General features: G+C 48.5%; 12 protein-coding genes, 1 tRNA gene and 1 pseudogene. 11 read left to right on the top strand and 3 right to left on the bottom strand.

The window, feature by feature from the left end; genetic code table 11:
- The first annotated feature begins 528 nt into the window (after positions 1-528).
- The 6 genes and pseudogenes from ACQ86O_RS15080 (at position 529) to ACQ86O_RS15055 (ending at position 6,383) form a co-directional block, all read left to right on the top strand.
- A tRNA-Asn gene (locus ACQ86O_RS15080) sits at positions 529-604 on the top strand.
- A gap of 532 nt (positions 605-1,136) precedes the next feature.
- A complete protein-coding gene (locus ACQ86O_RS15075; RefSeq protein WP_431221793.1) occupies positions 1,137-1,433 on the top strand; it encodes a phage integrase central domain-containing protein in 297 nt (98 codons plus the stop codon).
- A 13-nt stretch (positions 1,434-1,446) separates the two neighbouring features.
- The gene (gene tssI / locus ACQ86O_RS15070) at positions 1,447-3,609 is read left to right on the top strand and encodes a type VI secretion system tip protein TssI/VgrG (RefSeq protein WP_431221792.1); all 2,163 of its coding nucleotides are present in this window, start codon (positions 1,447-1,449) and stop codon (positions 3,607-3,609) included.
- A 1-nt stretch (position 3,610) separates the two neighbouring features.
- Positions 3,611-4,951, top strand: coding sequence for a VRR-NUC domain-containing protein (locus ACQ86O_RS15065; protein ID WP_431221791.1), 1,341 nt, complete (start codon positions 3,611-3,613; stop codon positions 4,949-4,951).
- Positions 4,952-4,967: 16 nt separating this feature from the next.
- Positions 4,968-6,118, top strand: a pseudogene (locus tag ACQ86O_RS15060) (type VI immunity family protein).
- Complete coding sequence (locus ACQ86O_RS15055) at positions 6,093-6,383, top strand: PAAR domain-containing protein (RefSeq protein WP_431221790.1); 291 nt, start codon at positions 6,093-6,095, stop codon at positions 6,381-6,383. Before ACQ86O_RS15060 ends, ACQ86O_RS15055 begins: the two are co-directional and overlap by 26 nt.
- 33 nt (positions 6,384-6,416) lie before the next feature.
- Here ACQ86O_RS15055 and ACQ86O_RS15050 read toward each other — a convergent pair whose 3' ends face one another.
- Together ACQ86O_RS15050 and ACQ86O_RS15045 are read right to left on the bottom strand one after the other, a co-directional pair.
- A complete protein-coding gene (locus ACQ86O_RS15050; protein ID WP_431221789.1) occupies positions 6,417-6,575 on the bottom strand; it encodes a ShlB/FhaC/HecB family hemolysin secretion/activation protein in 159 nt (52 codons plus the stop codon).
- A gap of 203 nt (positions 6,576-6,778) precedes the next feature.
- Positions 6,779-7,789, bottom strand: coding sequence for a zinc-dependent alcohol dehydrogenase family protein (locus tag ACQ86O_RS15045; RefSeq protein ID WP_431221788.1), 1,011 nt, complete (start codon positions 7,787-7,789; stop codon positions 6,779-6,781).
- Positions 7,790-8,009: 220 nt separating this feature from the next.
- Here ACQ86O_RS15045 and ACQ86O_RS15040 point away from each other — a divergent pair, with 220 nt between their 5' ends.
- Together ACQ86O_RS15040 and pagP are read left to right on the top strand one after the other, a co-directional pair.
- Entirely contained in the window at positions 8,010-8,906 is an 897-nt protein-coding gene (locus tag ACQ86O_RS15040; protein ID WP_431221787.1) for a LysR family transcriptional regulator, read from the top strand.
- A gap of 174 nt (positions 8,907-9,080) precedes the next feature.
- Complete coding sequence (pagP, locus tag ACQ86O_RS15035) at positions 9,081-9,656, top strand: lipid IV(A) palmitoyltransferase PagP (RefSeq protein WP_431221786.1); 576 nt, start codon at positions 9,081-9,083, stop codon at positions 9,654-9,656.
- 75 nt (positions 9,657-9,731) lie between these two features.
- On the opposite strand, the gene ACQ86O_RS15030 is transcribed toward pagP, so the two are convergent.
- The gene (locus tag ACQ86O_RS15030; protein WP_431221785.1) at positions 9,732-10,646 is read right to left on the bottom strand and encodes a LysR family transcriptional regulator; all 915 of its coding nucleotides are present in this window, start codon (positions 10,644-10,646) and stop codon (positions 9,732-9,734) included.
- Positions 10,647-10,822: 176 nt separating this feature from the next.
- Between ACQ86O_RS15030 and ACQ86O_RS15025 the strand changes: the two genes are divergently transcribed.
- The 3 genes from ACQ86O_RS15025 to ACQ86O_RS15015 all read left to right on the top strand — a co-directional run bounded on the left by ACQ86O_RS15025 (position 10,823) and on the right by ACQ86O_RS15015 (position 13,753).
- The gene (locus ACQ86O_RS15025; RefSeq protein WP_431221784.1) at positions 10,823-11,995 is read left to right on the top strand and encodes a MalY/PatB family protein; all 1,173 of its coding nucleotides are present in this window, start codon (positions 10,823-10,825) and stop codon (positions 11,993-11,995) included.
- Positions 11,996-12,143: 148 nt separating this feature from the next.
- The gene (locus ACQ86O_RS15020; RefSeq protein WP_431225735.1) at positions 12,144-13,409 is read left to right on the top strand and encodes an APC family permease; all 1,266 of its coding nucleotides are present in this window, start codon (positions 12,144-12,146) and stop codon (positions 13,407-13,409) included.
- A 14-nt stretch (positions 13,410-13,423) separates the two neighbouring features.
- A complete protein-coding gene (locus ACQ86O_RS15015) occupies positions 13,424-13,753 on the top strand; it encodes a carboxymuconolactone decarboxylase family protein (RefSeq protein ID WP_431221783.1) in 330 nt (109 codons plus the stop codon).
- Positions 13,754-13,953 lie beyond the last annotated feature (200 nt).

Raw genomic sequence — 13,953 nt, 5'->3', positions numbered from 1 at the left:
CCGCCAATTGGCCCTATCAGCAAAAAAACGCATCTCAGAGTAACATGGATTAGTCTTAAAAAAAACCATTACAAAATGGAATGAAATATAGTATATATTTGATAAATAAAAACTTTAATAAAAAACCGGCGACAAAAAATGATTTATAAAAAAACAAATATCGCTCACAGTTCTAGGGAAAAATAGGTAATTAGCCCAGATCTTCACCAAGAGTGAACGGCGAATGTAAGTATCAGATGGTTTTGTTACCTGATTGGCCGCAGTTAAATTCACCGCCCGAAATTTGTTTTGTTAATCAATGGTTATAAAAGGGAAGCGTTAAAGGTTACAGCCATTAATCCAAGGGAGTATTGCTGGCTTCGGCTTCCCTTTATCCTTGGTAAGCTTTATATAAGAGAGCCCTACTTGCCGGGAAAGTGCCGAAAAACAAGCCAACATGTTCAATCTGGCAGCAAATGCACTTTTCTATCACTTTAGTGCTTTGACAAACCCAATCCACCTCGCTATGATTCGCGCTGTTCACACGATTCCTCTGTAGTTCAGTCGGTAGAACGGCGGACTGTTAATCCGTATGTCACTGGTTCGAGTCCAGTCAGAGGAGCCACTTTCTATTCCAGGGATGTTTACTGATGTCCATGGATGCAGTAAAATCAATAAGTTATACGTGAATGTGGTTGCACTGAATTCCACATTGTGACGTTGACTGCCACAACTTTTGGGGGCTTTATTGAGGGCCTGTTCGGTTCGATATAGTCGAGACCCCCAAATGTCAATTTCTGATGTTGTAATCCGAAACACCAAGCCCCAAAACAAACCCTTCAAGCTGAATGATAGCGCCGGCTTATACCTTGTGGTCAAACCCAAAGGTTCAATACTCTGATATCTCAAGTACTGCTATGGCGGAAAGGAAGCTGGCCTTTGGTGCCTACCCTGCTGTTTCTTTAATGTTAGCCAGAAAATTACGCGACAACTCACGCACCGAATAGGCTCAGGATAAAGACCCAGGACAAACTCGGCGTCATGAAAAACAGGCCAGAAAGGGAGGTAATACTCTGGAAGAAGTCGCTCGCACCTGGCACAAGAACAACCGCACCTGATCTGAAAATCACTCAACCCGTCTATTACGAAGCCTTGAAATGTATCTGTTCCCGCCTCTGGGAAAACAAACTATTTCCGATATCAACACGGCTGATTTGCTGTATGTCATCAAGGCTATCGAAGACAAAGAATTTCTGGTGGTTGCCATGCGGCTGCAGCAGCACATCGCCAGTCTCATGCGCTATGCCATTCAGAATCAGATGAACAAATATTACCGAGTCAGGTCACGCTGGGTAATGACTTATCGGTTGTGCTGTTTTTTTATATGCATTAGTATTTCTTATGTATTTATACATTTTTATTTTAATAAAAACGAAAATATATTCACGCCATAAATAAGGAAGGTGTATGGCGAGTATTAGCAGGGAAGCCAGTGGGCTTCGGTTTACGCTGAACGTGGGCAGCCTGGAACCAGAAACTTTCGTGGTATCGGGCTTTACGTTGCATGAACAGTTTTCTACACCATTTATGCTTGAACTTGAGGCGGCCAGTGCCAATCCCAGCATCGAGTTCGGTGCCATTTTGGATAGAACCGCCACGCTGACTATCTGGCGCGATACCGAGGTACAGCGGATCGTCAATGGCATTGTGATTGAAGTGGAACAGGGGGACACTGGACTCCATCAGACACATTACCGCCTGAATATACGCCCCGCACTCTGGCGCGCTGGATTAGTCAGAAATTCACGCATCTTTCAACAGCGGAATGTTCAGGAGATCCTGAAAACCTTGCTGAAAGAACACCACATCAGTGATTATGCCTTTGCATTGCGTGAAACCCATGCCATCCGGGAGTTTTGTGTCCAGTATCAGGAAAACGATGCTGAGTTTATGGCGCGACTGGCCGCTGAGGAAGGGATATTCTATTTCTTTGAGCATGAGAAGGGTAAACACACGCTGGTGTTTGCCGATGATTGTGCCGCACTGAATTCTGGCCCCACACTTCCCTATCATCCCGCCCAACGAACTGACTCGGACGACCTGTGTATCAGTACCTTTCGTCGTAAAGAAAGTTTGCGTCCGTCGAAAGTCTTGCTGAAAGATTACACCTTTAAAAACCCGGATTGGCAGGCCGAATCCAGTGAGCTTGCCGGTGACCTTGATCATCAGGCTTTCGATTATCACCATTATGATTATCCTGGCCGCTTTAAAGCTGGCCCAACAGGCGATCAATTTGCCCGCTGGCGTGTCCAGGCGTTGCGTAACGACGCGCATCAGGGAGAAGGCGCGACCAATAGCCCGGCACTGCAACCCGGTGTGTGGTTCACACTGGACAATCATCCGCTGGAAACCCATAACGCCCGTTGGCAAATCACCGGGGCGACTCACACCGGCAGACAACCGCAAGCGCTGGAAGAGGCCACCGAGGAACAAGGCACCACGTTGGGCTGCCAGTTTACCTTTATTCCCCACAACCAGACTTGGCGTCCCCTTTCATTACCAAAGCCGCGCATTGATGGCGCGCAGGTGGCTATCGTCACGGGAGCAGGGTCTGAGGAAATTTATTGCGATGAGTACGGCCGGGTCAGGGTGCGTTTTCCCTGGGATCTCTCTGGTATAACGGATGACCGCAGCTCTTGCTGGGTACGGGTGTCGCATCCATGGGCAGGCGCTGGCTGGGGCATGTTAGCCATTCCGCGTGTCGGGCATGAGGTCATTGTGGAGTTTCTCAATGGTGACCCCGATCAGCCGGTGATTATTGGCCGTACCTATCACGCCAGCAATCTGCCACCCGGTGACTTACCGGCGACCAAAACCCAGATGACCCTCCGCTCAAAAACCCATAAAGGCGACGGCTTCAATGAGCTGCGGTTTGAGGATCTCAGGGGCGGCGAAGAAATTTATATTCATGCGCAACAAGACATGAATACCGACGTACTGCGGGATCAGGCGACCACCATCGACCGGGATATGAAACTGACAGTCGCTAATAACCGAACTTCGGTGATCAAAGTTGATGATGATGAGTCCATCGGTGGATATCAGTCGATCGCGGTGACGAAGGATCAAACCATCACCATCGATGGCCAGCAGACCACTGTCGTGAAGAAAAGCCGCTTTCTTGAGGTCACCGACAATGACTCCCTGAAGGTCGGCAAACATATCTCGATCCACTCTGCCAGCGGCCAGATTGAGATCGGCAATGCCGGGGGCCGCATTGTTATTGATCCCATGGGCCATATCCGCATTGAAGGGGTGAGTATAACGCTGGCGGAACATGCTGCCGGTGTCATGCCCACAACCCCGCTGTTTAATTACTCTGCCCGTTATACGCTGCTGCATGAAGACACTGGTGCCCCATTGATCAATACGCCCTACACCATCAAGGGAGCCAACGGTCAGGTGGTTTCAGGCAAGACCGATGCGCTGGGCAGAACCCTGATGGTGCGTACCGACAAAGAAGACAGCCTGGAACTTAGTCTACCGGAAACCAAAAAACCGGCGAAAGAAAACTATTACCAGGCCAGCGACAATGCACTGGTAGAACGTGTCATGGAATTCAAGGAATAAAATGATGAGCAATCCAGGCAATGTTTGTCCGGCAGTCACCTCCATTACCTGCACCATGGAACATGGCAGATTCCCTGGCGATGAAGACCCCTGTTACCTGGCACAGAAAGCCGAAGTTGCCATGCGCCTGCCACGGCGTATTGTCACTAAAGGCGGCGTGGTGCGTTTTTTAAACCAGTTGATCATGAGCGGTCTTATTCAGAAGGAAGAAGAAAAGGAAGAGTATCGCTGGGCTTATAAAGCCGAAGTCGTCTTTGCTATAGCGCAGCCTGTCCCCCTGCCTATGCTGGCCACCAGTGACGCCTCGAAAGAAAAATACAAAGACGACTTGCCGCAATCCACCAACCCGTTTGCCCGGCCTTCACGCGAAGATTGGATAAAGCATAACGTAGAAGGGATACGCCGCCCGGACATTATCCTGGTTAAAGAAAAGACTAAACGCTGGCCCGGGCGTGCAGCCACCTATTTTGATGGCAAGGTTCATAATGATAACTTGAAGATGTTAATTGAAGTGAAATTTCCAGGCGATACTTTATCAGAGGATCAACGAGTAGATTATATCGCTATAGCGACAAACGCCCGTTTTGGCGTTTTGCGTGTTGAGGATAACCGTACTGAGAAACAAAAGCATTACGACAAACAATACAACGCCGCTTTTCGCCCCAGTGCGGAACGCTATACCTTACCGCCGTTACAAAAGGGAGAACTGCCGCTCCCAGTACCTGTAGCTCCCCCAGAAGGGGCCCCAGGAACTATCCCGCAACCACTACATAAAAATCTGCCGTTATTAAGCACGTCACGCTGGGATTTTATGCCCTCGGTAGAAGACTGGGTAATGTTAGGCCATGAAGTTTCCAGTCTGGCAGAAGAAGGCTGGGAATATGTCAGCGAGAGTACCCGACAGATGTTTCACCAATTCGGTGCCTGGGTCTCCGAGAAAGGGGATTGGTTCTGCCAGCAAGTGCTCGACCCTCTCACCCGGCAAACCCATTACGTGTTCTCCTGGATGAGCAAACAAACCGGTGAAATCATCACCTGGAGCGTTGAGCAGAGCCAGGAATTATGGCGAACGGTGTTGCTAGGGACGGATATTACCCTGGAGTATTTAAAACAGATCGACTGGGTACAGGTACTGAATGATTTTGGCAATGGTACGGTGCAGTTGGTTATCCAGGCCGCAGAGGCGGTAGCCGTCGTTATCGTGACGATCGCCGTGGCCGCCGCACTGGTGGCTCTGGTAGCCATCGTCGCAGCGGCCATCGCGGCAGGCGGAGCCGCAGCCGCCGGGCTGTTCGCCGCACTGGCGGCGGTGGGTGGTGGAACTCTGGTCGTAGCGCAATAATTTATCAGGAGTCACTATGCAACACCCTGAATACACAGCATTACTGGAACAGCGGGTGCCTGAATTTACCTTTACCGACAACAACGATGTGGTCGTTAGTCGGTTGGGGCTGTCGATTACCCTGTTTTTTAAACGAGGCTATACCCTGGAAAAGCGGGAAAAGATATTGGCCTGTTTTAGCCGCTTCCGTGAAGAATTCGGTACACATTTGCGCTTTCATACCCATTCTTTTAAAGGAATGAAAAAATACAGTCCTGAAAACATTGCCAAGGTGGAAGACAGCATCCGCAATAAAGGCATTTATGACTACGGCGGCTGGACTATCAGCGATGCGAAAAATATATCTGAAGCCCCCAACTGCCTGATGCGTTATCTGGACTCTCGCGAAGCGGGCGGAGATAAAAAAATTCCTATTTGAGCCTGGTTTTACCCTGGTTTTACCTTAAAGAAACACAGGGGATGGCGCGTTTTAATGACTGGTTGACTTACCTGTGTCAGCAATTGGAACCCGACAGCGGGGACTGTGGGTATTGTCTGAACATACCATTTGATTTTGATGACTACTGTCCTCTTGAATATGAACTGGCTAAACGCTATCCCTCATTACAGGTGAATGCAAACGTCTTTGCCGACTCCATGCAGTATATAGATAGCAGTCGTGGCGTTAACTGGATCACCGTTTTAGACAATCGCTATATCAAACGCTTAGGCGGCGAGGACTGGGTACGTCAGGTACTCTCCCGCGACCCGGAGATCAGCATTGAACCTTATCCCGGCGGGCTGTTAATTCGCGCCGGGCAATACCCGGATTTGACCCCGCTGACGGCAGGCTTATCCCCGCAGTATCTGGCCGTCAACCAGTTGATCCGCCCGATACGTGTTAAACACCAAGAAGGTCATTCCCTGCACTTCTACGGGGTCAATCATTTCGATGAGCTATCTACCCAGGCCTGGTACGCCCGTTATGATCAGGGGCCATTATCACTCTCGCCACTAAAATCGGGCACCCCGGCGCGGGTGAGCGGTAACTGGACGACCCCCTCATTCCCTCACACCATGCGAATTATCAAGCAAGGTGAAATGGCCCCGACGGGGAAACAAGGGGAAGTCATTTGGTGGGATCTGGCTAGTGAAATTGAAGATGATGGTCAGGCTTCACAGCCATGAGAACGATCATCCAGGGGAAAAAGTGATTCTGGTAGGGGATACCACCACTACCGGCGGTAAAGTGCTCAGTGGCTCGCCCATGGCCAATCAAACTCAGGCGCTCGCCCGCAAGGGCGATCCGGTTTTCTGCCCAGCCTGTAAGGTAACCGGCGTGATCAGTGAAGGCAGCACGCTGGCCAATATTGCCGGTGTCGAGATTGCGCTTGAAGGACACAAAGTCACTTGTAGTTGTCCTGGCGGCTGCAAATTGGTTGCATCAGCATAGTGTGTGAGGGCGGTAGCGATTTTACTGAACGGCTTAAATTGCCGTGCCTTCCATCTGAAGGCGGGTCAGTTGAACTGCTGCTGTTTTGCTTTTACCACTGTAGACGTAGCTCTGGTTTATTCCGGCAACTGTCTGGTGGTAATCACTGTTACTGACAGTGGCGCCGAGGAGCCAATATTCACAAAAACCCACTGTATCGTTCTAATAGCTTAAATTTTTAAGCGGTGCCCGAATCACTGCGGACGCCCTTAAATCTCAGACGCCATTTCTAGATTGGGTATAAATTTGGCGTCTTTGTCCAATATTCCAACCGTCACATGAGAACAGGGCAATTTTAAACATGATTTCAGGCCAAAAAATCGTGCAAGAAACCCCGTTTAGGGTTTCAGTTACATTCAATGGCTGATAACTATTTTCCCCACATGCTGGCGTGAATCGAAGTGCTGCCAGGCCTGCCTGGCTTCGGCAAACGGGAAAACGCTATCAATAACAGGCATGATTTTATGCTGTACCAACGCCCGGTTCATTTGTTCAAAATCCTCACGCGAGCCCACGCTGATCACCCTAAAACGTGCGGCACTTTTAAACAGGCTGAAGAAATCTATGGCTAGCGCATCACTGGCGACAAACCCGATCAGCGCCAGCTCACCGCCAATACAGATTGAGTTAATGGACTGATTCAGCGTGCCCGGTCCGCCGACTTCAATCACTCTGTTAACCCCCTGCCCGGCGGTTAAACGCTGAACTTCCTGGCTCCATTGTGGATGTTGAACATAGTTGATCACCTCGTCGGCCCCCAGCACTTTCAACTGTGCGGCTTTGGTTGCACTGGAGGTGGTGGCAATCACCCTTGCGCCCATGGCTTTTGCTAGCTGAATAGCAAACAGGGAAACACCACCGGACCCCAAGGTTAAAACCGTCTCACCGGCTTTAACCGGCCTGTCGCCATTAAGTGCCGCCCAGGCGGTCACTGCGGCACAGGGAAGAGTGGCCCCTTGCTCAAAGCTGAGATAATCCGGTAGCGATAACAGCGATTCTTCGCTGACCACTTTATATTCCACCAGCCAACCGTCGCGATCGCTGCCGTAAAGTTCATCGCGGGATGACGCCTGGAAAGCACCGCCGGCCCAGCGTGGCATAAAGGTATTCACTACCCGATCGCCAACCTTAAAACGTTCAACCCGCTTGCCAATTTGAACCACTTCACCGGCGGCGTCGGAAAGCGGAATATGCCCTGGACTCGCCGGTAGTGTGTATTGGCCATGCAAAATTGCCAGGTCCCGATAGTTAAGCGATGTGGCGCGAACCTTGACCAGCACTTCCCTGGCCTGAGGTACCGGCATATCTTCCTGATGCAGTTCCAGGTGATCGAGATTTCCAAACTGTTTGAAACGGTAACTTTGCATAATGATGCTTCCTGTTGCGATAAACGATTGCGCAGATTGGCTACAAATCTCCGTCACATGCTGTTTCTCGGTGCATAACGAGTACCGCAAATGACATCGGATGGCTTGAGAACTGTCGCGCTGTAACTGCAGATTTGTTGAGGCGATAGAGAAAGTCTAGACAATGCCGATTAATGAAAATAGATTGATAAATTGAATCTTAAATTACGAATATGAAATCATGTTGGATGAATTAGCCTTATTTGTCAGCATTGTCGAAATGGGAAGTTTGCGGCTGGCAGCGGAAAAAGCCTCAATCCCTGCCCCTACGCTTACGCGGCGCTTGCAGAAGTTAGAACGCCATCTCGGTTGTCGCCTGTTGCACCGGAGCGCCCGGCGGATGACGCCCACCCGGGAAGGTTGGCAATACTACGAGCAGTGCCGCCCACTGGTACATGCCCTACAGCAAGCAACAGCAAAGCTCGACGTTACCCTGCATCAGGTCAGTGGCCTGATCCGGGTGCTGGCCCCGGCTGATTTAGCCAATGATAATCTGGCTCCAGCCTGGATGTCGTTTTTAGCGCGGTACCCGGAAATCCAGCTTGAGCTGGAGCTGAACAATTACACGCAGGATTTGATCGGGAGTGGCGCAGATGTGGCGATCCGCGTAGGTGCTCAGCCGGACTCATTACTCAATATGCGCAGGCTCGGGCAAAGCAAGGAAGTGCTGTTGGTAGCTTCTCCTGATTATCTGGCAAAGCACGGCATACCTGAATCTATTGAAGAGCTGAAGTTACGCGATTTGGTGATCAGCAAGCCGCTATCCACCTGGGCGTTGCGACACCGTCAGAGTGGGGAAACCTTGAGTTGGCAACCCCAAGGGAAATTTTGTGTTAACGGCATTTATCTGGCGCTACAGGCGACGCTGGCGGGGTTGGGGATCCTGTTTTGCCCGGCTAGTTTGTGTCATAAACAGCTACAAAGAGGCGAACTGACCCCGGTATTGCCTGCATGGCATGGCAGCTCCCGAGAAATTTATGCGGTATGGTCGCAGCAAAGGTATGTACCAGCCAGGGTCCGGGCGCTGATCGACCATCTGGCAGAATTTTGCCAACACAACCCTCATTTGATGATGTAAATCCCTGGCTGTGCATACATTCACAATCTGAGTCATTGACTCCCCCAGAAGTAGGCTAAGCTTTCTCTATGAACAGGTTAACGCTGCATTTAAAAGACAAGACCGCATCGTTTTCCACATTCAAAAATCCAATCTGAAATATTGATCTCTCTATTTTTATCAAGGAGATACGCTATGCGAATTTTTCTTGCGCTGGTCTGGTCCGGGCTGTTGTTACTTGCAACGCCTGCGGGTGCAGCGGAACCAGTCTACGGTAAAGAGCAGGTCTCTGGTTGGTGGAATGCCTTTACTACTGATGTAGCCAAGACCTGGAATGAGCCGCAAAATTACGATCTTTATGTTCCCTTTCTCAGTTGGCATAACCGCTTGATGTACGACAAGGAAAAAACGGATGAATACAATGAGATGCCGTGGGGCGGTGGCTTTGGGATCTCACGTTATAACGAGGAAGGCAACTGGAGTTCGCTGTATGCCATGATGTTTAAAGACTCCCATAATGAATTGCAACCTATCGTCGGATATGGCTGGGAAAAGGGATGGTATCTGGACCAGCAGCAAGACTTTCGCCTGGGGCTTGGGGTCACTGCCGGGATCACCGCACGCAAAGACTTCGGCAACTACATCCCGCTGCCGATCGTTTTACCGCTTTTCTCGGCAAGCTATAAGCAGTTGAACTTACAATTCACTTATATTCCGGGCACATATAACAACGGCAACGTGCTCTTTGCTTGGCTGCGTTTTGGCTTTTAACTACCTGCCAGTATTTTTCGAACTGTGCATGATCGCGCTACAGGGAGCATCAGCTCCCTCCCTAGCCGACGTAAATTATCGTTCCCACGGCGGGATCGGAGAAAGCCAGTCATCCAGAAAGTCTATAAAACTGCGTATATTAATATTACTGCGTTGGCGGGTGGTATAGATAGCATAGAGGTAATGCTGTTTCTGGGCATGGAAACCTTTAAGTATTTCAACCAAATGCCCTTTTTTTAAATGATCGCCTGATAAATAGGTGGGTAAATAGACGATCCCCAATGAGAGCAATGCGGCTTCCAGCAGTGCCAGGCTACTATTTGCCTGTAATATAATATGGTTATTTTTTAGAAGATTAGCGCTATTTAATTCAGCGGCAAACTCCCACGCAGACTCTAACCCAGGATAAATCAGGCAGTCATGATTTATCATCTCCGATGGCGTCAATGGCTTCCCTTTTTTCTCAAAGTAGGCCGGAGTGGCGCAATACTTCCAGTTTATTGGGGCTAATCTCTTGATCGCAAAATTTTCTGGCGGCTTATTAACTATACGCAATGCAATATCATAATGACCTTCGTTAAGATTCTCAATATTATCACTGAGGTTCACTGTCAAGTTAACCTCTGGGTAGAGTGCTTTATACTTTGAGAATATACTCATTAATTGTGATGTACCCAGTGCCAAAGAGCAAGTTACCCGGAGAACACCGGCAGGAATATTTTTCTTGCTGCTTACTGCAGAAAATGCGGCCTCAATATCATCAAGAATAAGCTCAATCTTCTTATGAAAAATAACCCCTTCTTCCGTAGGTGAAAAACTACGGGTAGTCCGGTTTATTAACGGTGTATTTAGGCTTTCCTCCAATGCCTGGATACTTTTACTCACCGCAGAAGGGGATAGGTTAACCATTTTTGCCACCTGAGAGACGGAGCCGTAGTTAACGACTTTTGAAAAAATAATAAGCTGTTTGATAGATATATTTGTGTTCATAGTTTTCCTAAAACGCAAAACTGAATTGAATAAAATTCCACCTAAAGCAATTACCGATCACACTCTCGTAAAAGGCTTTTCCGTTACTATCGATTAACCCGTTAACCATACCGGCCCTATTCAATCAGCGCAATAGCCGCACACAGGTCAGAATTATTAATTGATAAGGAGTAAAGATGTTTGATTTTGATGAGGAAATTAATCGTAAAAATACTGCGTCTGCGAAGTGGATGTTTCCTAATGTAATATTACCCAAATATGTCACAACCGCACCACTGCCACTTTGGGTTGCAGACATGGATTTCAGAAGTCCTCCTTGTGTTATTGATGCCCTGAAATCCGCGATAGATCACGGTATCTTTGGTTATGGAAACGTGACTGACAGCATGCTTGAGGCAATTGTTAACTGGCAGTTGAATGAATTTCAATGGAAAATCAAACCTGAATGGATAGTACAGACGCCAGGCGTAGTCACTGCCATTAACTTTATTATTCAGGCATTTACCAAACCAGGTGATTCTATTGCCATCCAGACGCCTGTCTATGCGCCGTTTCACAGCTCCCCCAAAAACAATGGGCGTTATATCACTGATGCGCCACTGAAACTTGAAAACGGCCGCTATATTTTCGACGCTGATATTTTTGAAAGCCGCCTTCAGAAAAACACCAGAATGCTCATTCTCTGCAATCCTCACAACCCGTTCGGTAAAGTTTGGAGCCGGGAGGAACTGACAGCCATTGGAGATATCTGCCTCCGGCATAATATTTTAGTCATTGCCGACGAGATACATCAGGACCTTATTTTTAACGCTGATATCAAGCATATTCCTTTTGCCAGTATCTCAGAAGATTTTGCAAAGATAACCATCACCTGTACAGCGCCCAGCAAGACTTTCAACGTCGCTGGATTACAAACTTCAAACCTAATAATTTCAAACCCCTGGTTAAGACTGGAGTTACAAAACTCGCTTTCACGATCGGGAGTTCCAGCGCCAAATATTTTAGGTCAGGTAGCCTGTGAAGCAGCCTATCGCAACGGAAAACCCTGGCTTGATGAATTAAAAAAATATCTTAAAGATAACTTCTTATTAATAAAAAAGAGTTTTTCAGATAACTCGAACATCTCCGTAATTGATACCGAGGCCCTTTATCTGGCGTGGATAGATTTTCGTGGCACCGGTCTGCAGGGGGATGAATTACATCAACACCTGCTAATCAATGCTGGCGTCTGGCTTGATGCAGGATTGAAATTTGGCAACAACGGCAGTGGTTTTGCCAGAATAAACTTTGGATGTACCAGGGCAACGTTAAAAGAAGCGCTAGACAGAATAGAACGTTCTTTTAACTAATAAACATCTAACACAACCAATCTCTCTGCTACCTGAATGATGAGGGTAGATCCCTTTTGCTTTTATCGAGGTGAAATATGGATCAGTCCGTAAGAAACGTAGATAAACTAAAACGTTCGTTAACTACCCCGCAGGTTTTTTTGCCGCACTGAAACAAATCATCGGCGGAGGCGTAATTGCATTAACCGGTATTGTTATTGGTATGACCGGCGGCGGAACCCCGCTGGCTTATATTTGTGCCGCAGCCATCTCCACCATGGTCGCCATCCCCTATGCCGTCATGGGAGCGGCGATGCCCGTTACAGGAGGGATCTATGCCTGGCCATCACGCATCTTTGGCCCTAGAACCGGCTTTTTGGTGTTTTGGTGTTTTTCTCTGACCCACGTAGCCTTGTCGCTCTATGCTTTAACCGCCGCAGACTACATCGTCAATTTTTACCCCGAGTTATCAAAAAACCTGGTAGCGTTGGTTATCCTGACGGCGATTTATGGCGCTAACCTGCTTGGGGCAGTCGTTAGCGCACGTCTTGGGGTAATACTTACCTGTATTATGCTTTCCGGCATGATCCTCTTTATGGGATATGGGATCACCCGAGTCGATCTCACCCATTTCACACCGCTGTTCCCCAATGGCCCCTTTATGTTTGCCTCTTCAGTTGCGCTGCTGCTGTTTGTCACGGGCGGGGCTTCTTGCGTAGCAGAACTTGCGGGCGAGATGAAAACACCCGGTAAAACCATTCCCATAGCCATTATTGGTTCAACCCTGCTGGCGGCGGTGTTTTATGCCATTATCGCCTCCGTTGCGATCGGTGTATTGCCTCTTGAGCAGGTTGCCGGGCAGCCGCTGACGGTTCAGGCCAAACATGTTATGTCTTCCCCCGCTTATTTGTACTTCGCTATCGGGGCGGGAATTATCAGCATGCTGGGTATCTTGAACGTACAGATGCTTTGGGGCAGCAAAAGCTTTATGAGCGCCTGTGACGACGGTTGGTTACCGCGGCGATTAGGGAATGTAAATCAGAAATTCAGCACCCCGCACTGGTTGATCACGCTGTTATATCTGGTGGGCGTTGTCCCGGTCATCTGTGGCATTCCGGTTGGTGAAATAGCCGGTGCCAGCGGATTGACGGGGTTAATTGCCCAGGCAAGCAGTGTTATCTGCTCCTGGAAGATCCGCAGTGATGATGAAGTCTACGGAAAATCGGCATTTAAAATTCCCCGCTGGCTACACCTCAGTGCAGTGGTTATCAGCTTCATCCTGATCCTCTGCATGATGGTGATGCTTTTCAATAATGCCAGTATCAAGTCAATGATTATTATGGTGGTTTGGTTTGGCATGGGCTTGCTGTTCATCAAACTTAAATCACATAAAAAACCAGACAACGCGACACAACCCATAAGCGAAAACATGTAACCCAGGAGGAATCGATGATGTGGAACGAGTTATTGAACGAGGTTAATCAGTCGGTAATGCAGTTAATGTCTGAGGATAAAAATGTCACGGCGCTGATCTCAAAGACCACTAACGCCATCTCTGCTGGTGAGCATCTTGACCCCAAAACAAAGGAGCTTATTGCTATTGCCGTCGCTGTCACCACTCGCTGCGAAGGTTGTATTGCCGCGCATGCAAAAAAGGCTTCTGAACTGGGCGTTACAAAAGCAGAACTCATTGACGCCATAACCGTGGCCATTGCGCTAAATGCAGGAGCAGCCATTGTCTACTCCTCAAAAGCTTTCGACGCCTGGAACAATCTATAACCTCCTCTCACCGGGCTATTCCTTGTGGATAGCCCAATCCCCTGATCTTTTTAGCTGATATGAAAGGCAGACGTTCTTTTTTTGACTCACCTCACGGAACAATAAAACATAGTTATATTTTTAATAAAACATGATTTTGATTATTTAACAGATAGCCGTTAGCAGGTAGCATCCCATGACTTCTCTCCAATAATAGGGAT

This window comes from Serratia sp. L9 (genome assembly GCF_050632285.1).
Lineage (GTDB): Bacteria > Pseudomonadota > Gammaproteobacteria > Enterobacterales > Enterobacteriaceae > Chania.
Note: the sequence above shows the minus strand (reverse complement) of the source record. Positions and strands in the feature narration are given on the sequence as shown.

Bases quoted from the DNA above. Each gene is read 5' to 3' on its own strand.
- ACQ86O_RS15055 (WP_431221790.1), top strand. From the start codon at position 6,093: ATGATGGTCAGGCTTCACAGCCATGAGAACGATCATCCAGGGGAAAAA.
- tssI (WP_431221792.1), top strand. From the start codon at position 1,447: ATGGCGAGTATTAGCAGGGAAGCCAGTGGGCTTCGGTTTACGCTGAAC.
- ACQ86O_RS15040 (WP_431221787.1), top strand. From the start codon at position 8,010: ATGTTGGATGAATTAGCCTTATTTGTCAGCATTGTCGAAATGGGAAGT.
- ACQ86O_RS15030 (WP_431221785.1), bottom strand. From the start codon at position 10,646: ATGAACACAAATATATCTATCAAACAGCTTATTATTTTTTCAAAAGTC.
- ACQ86O_RS15065 (WP_431221791.1), top strand. From the start codon at position 3,611: ATGATGAGCAATCCAGGCAATGTTTGTCCGGCAGTCACCTCCATTACC.
- pagP (WP_431221786.1), top strand. From the start codon at position 9,081: ATGCGAATTTTTCTTGCGCTGGTCTGGTCCGGGCTGTTGTTACTTGCA.
- ACQ86O_RS15025 (WP_431221784.1), top strand. From the start codon at position 10,823: ATGTTTGATTTTGATGAGGAAATTAATCGTAAAAATACTGCGTCTGCG.
- ACQ86O_RS15075 (WP_431221793.1), top strand. From the start codon at position 1,137: ATGTATCTGTTCCCGCCTCTGGGAAAACAAACTATTTCCGATATCAAC.
- ACQ86O_RS15045 (WP_431221788.1), bottom strand. From the start codon at position 7,789: ATGCAAAGTTACCGTTTCAAACAGTTTGGAAATCTCGATCACCTGGAA.
- ACQ86O_RS15015 (WP_431221783.1), top strand. From the start codon at position 13,424: ATGATGTGGAACGAGTTATTGAACGAGGTTAATCAGTCGGTAATGCAG.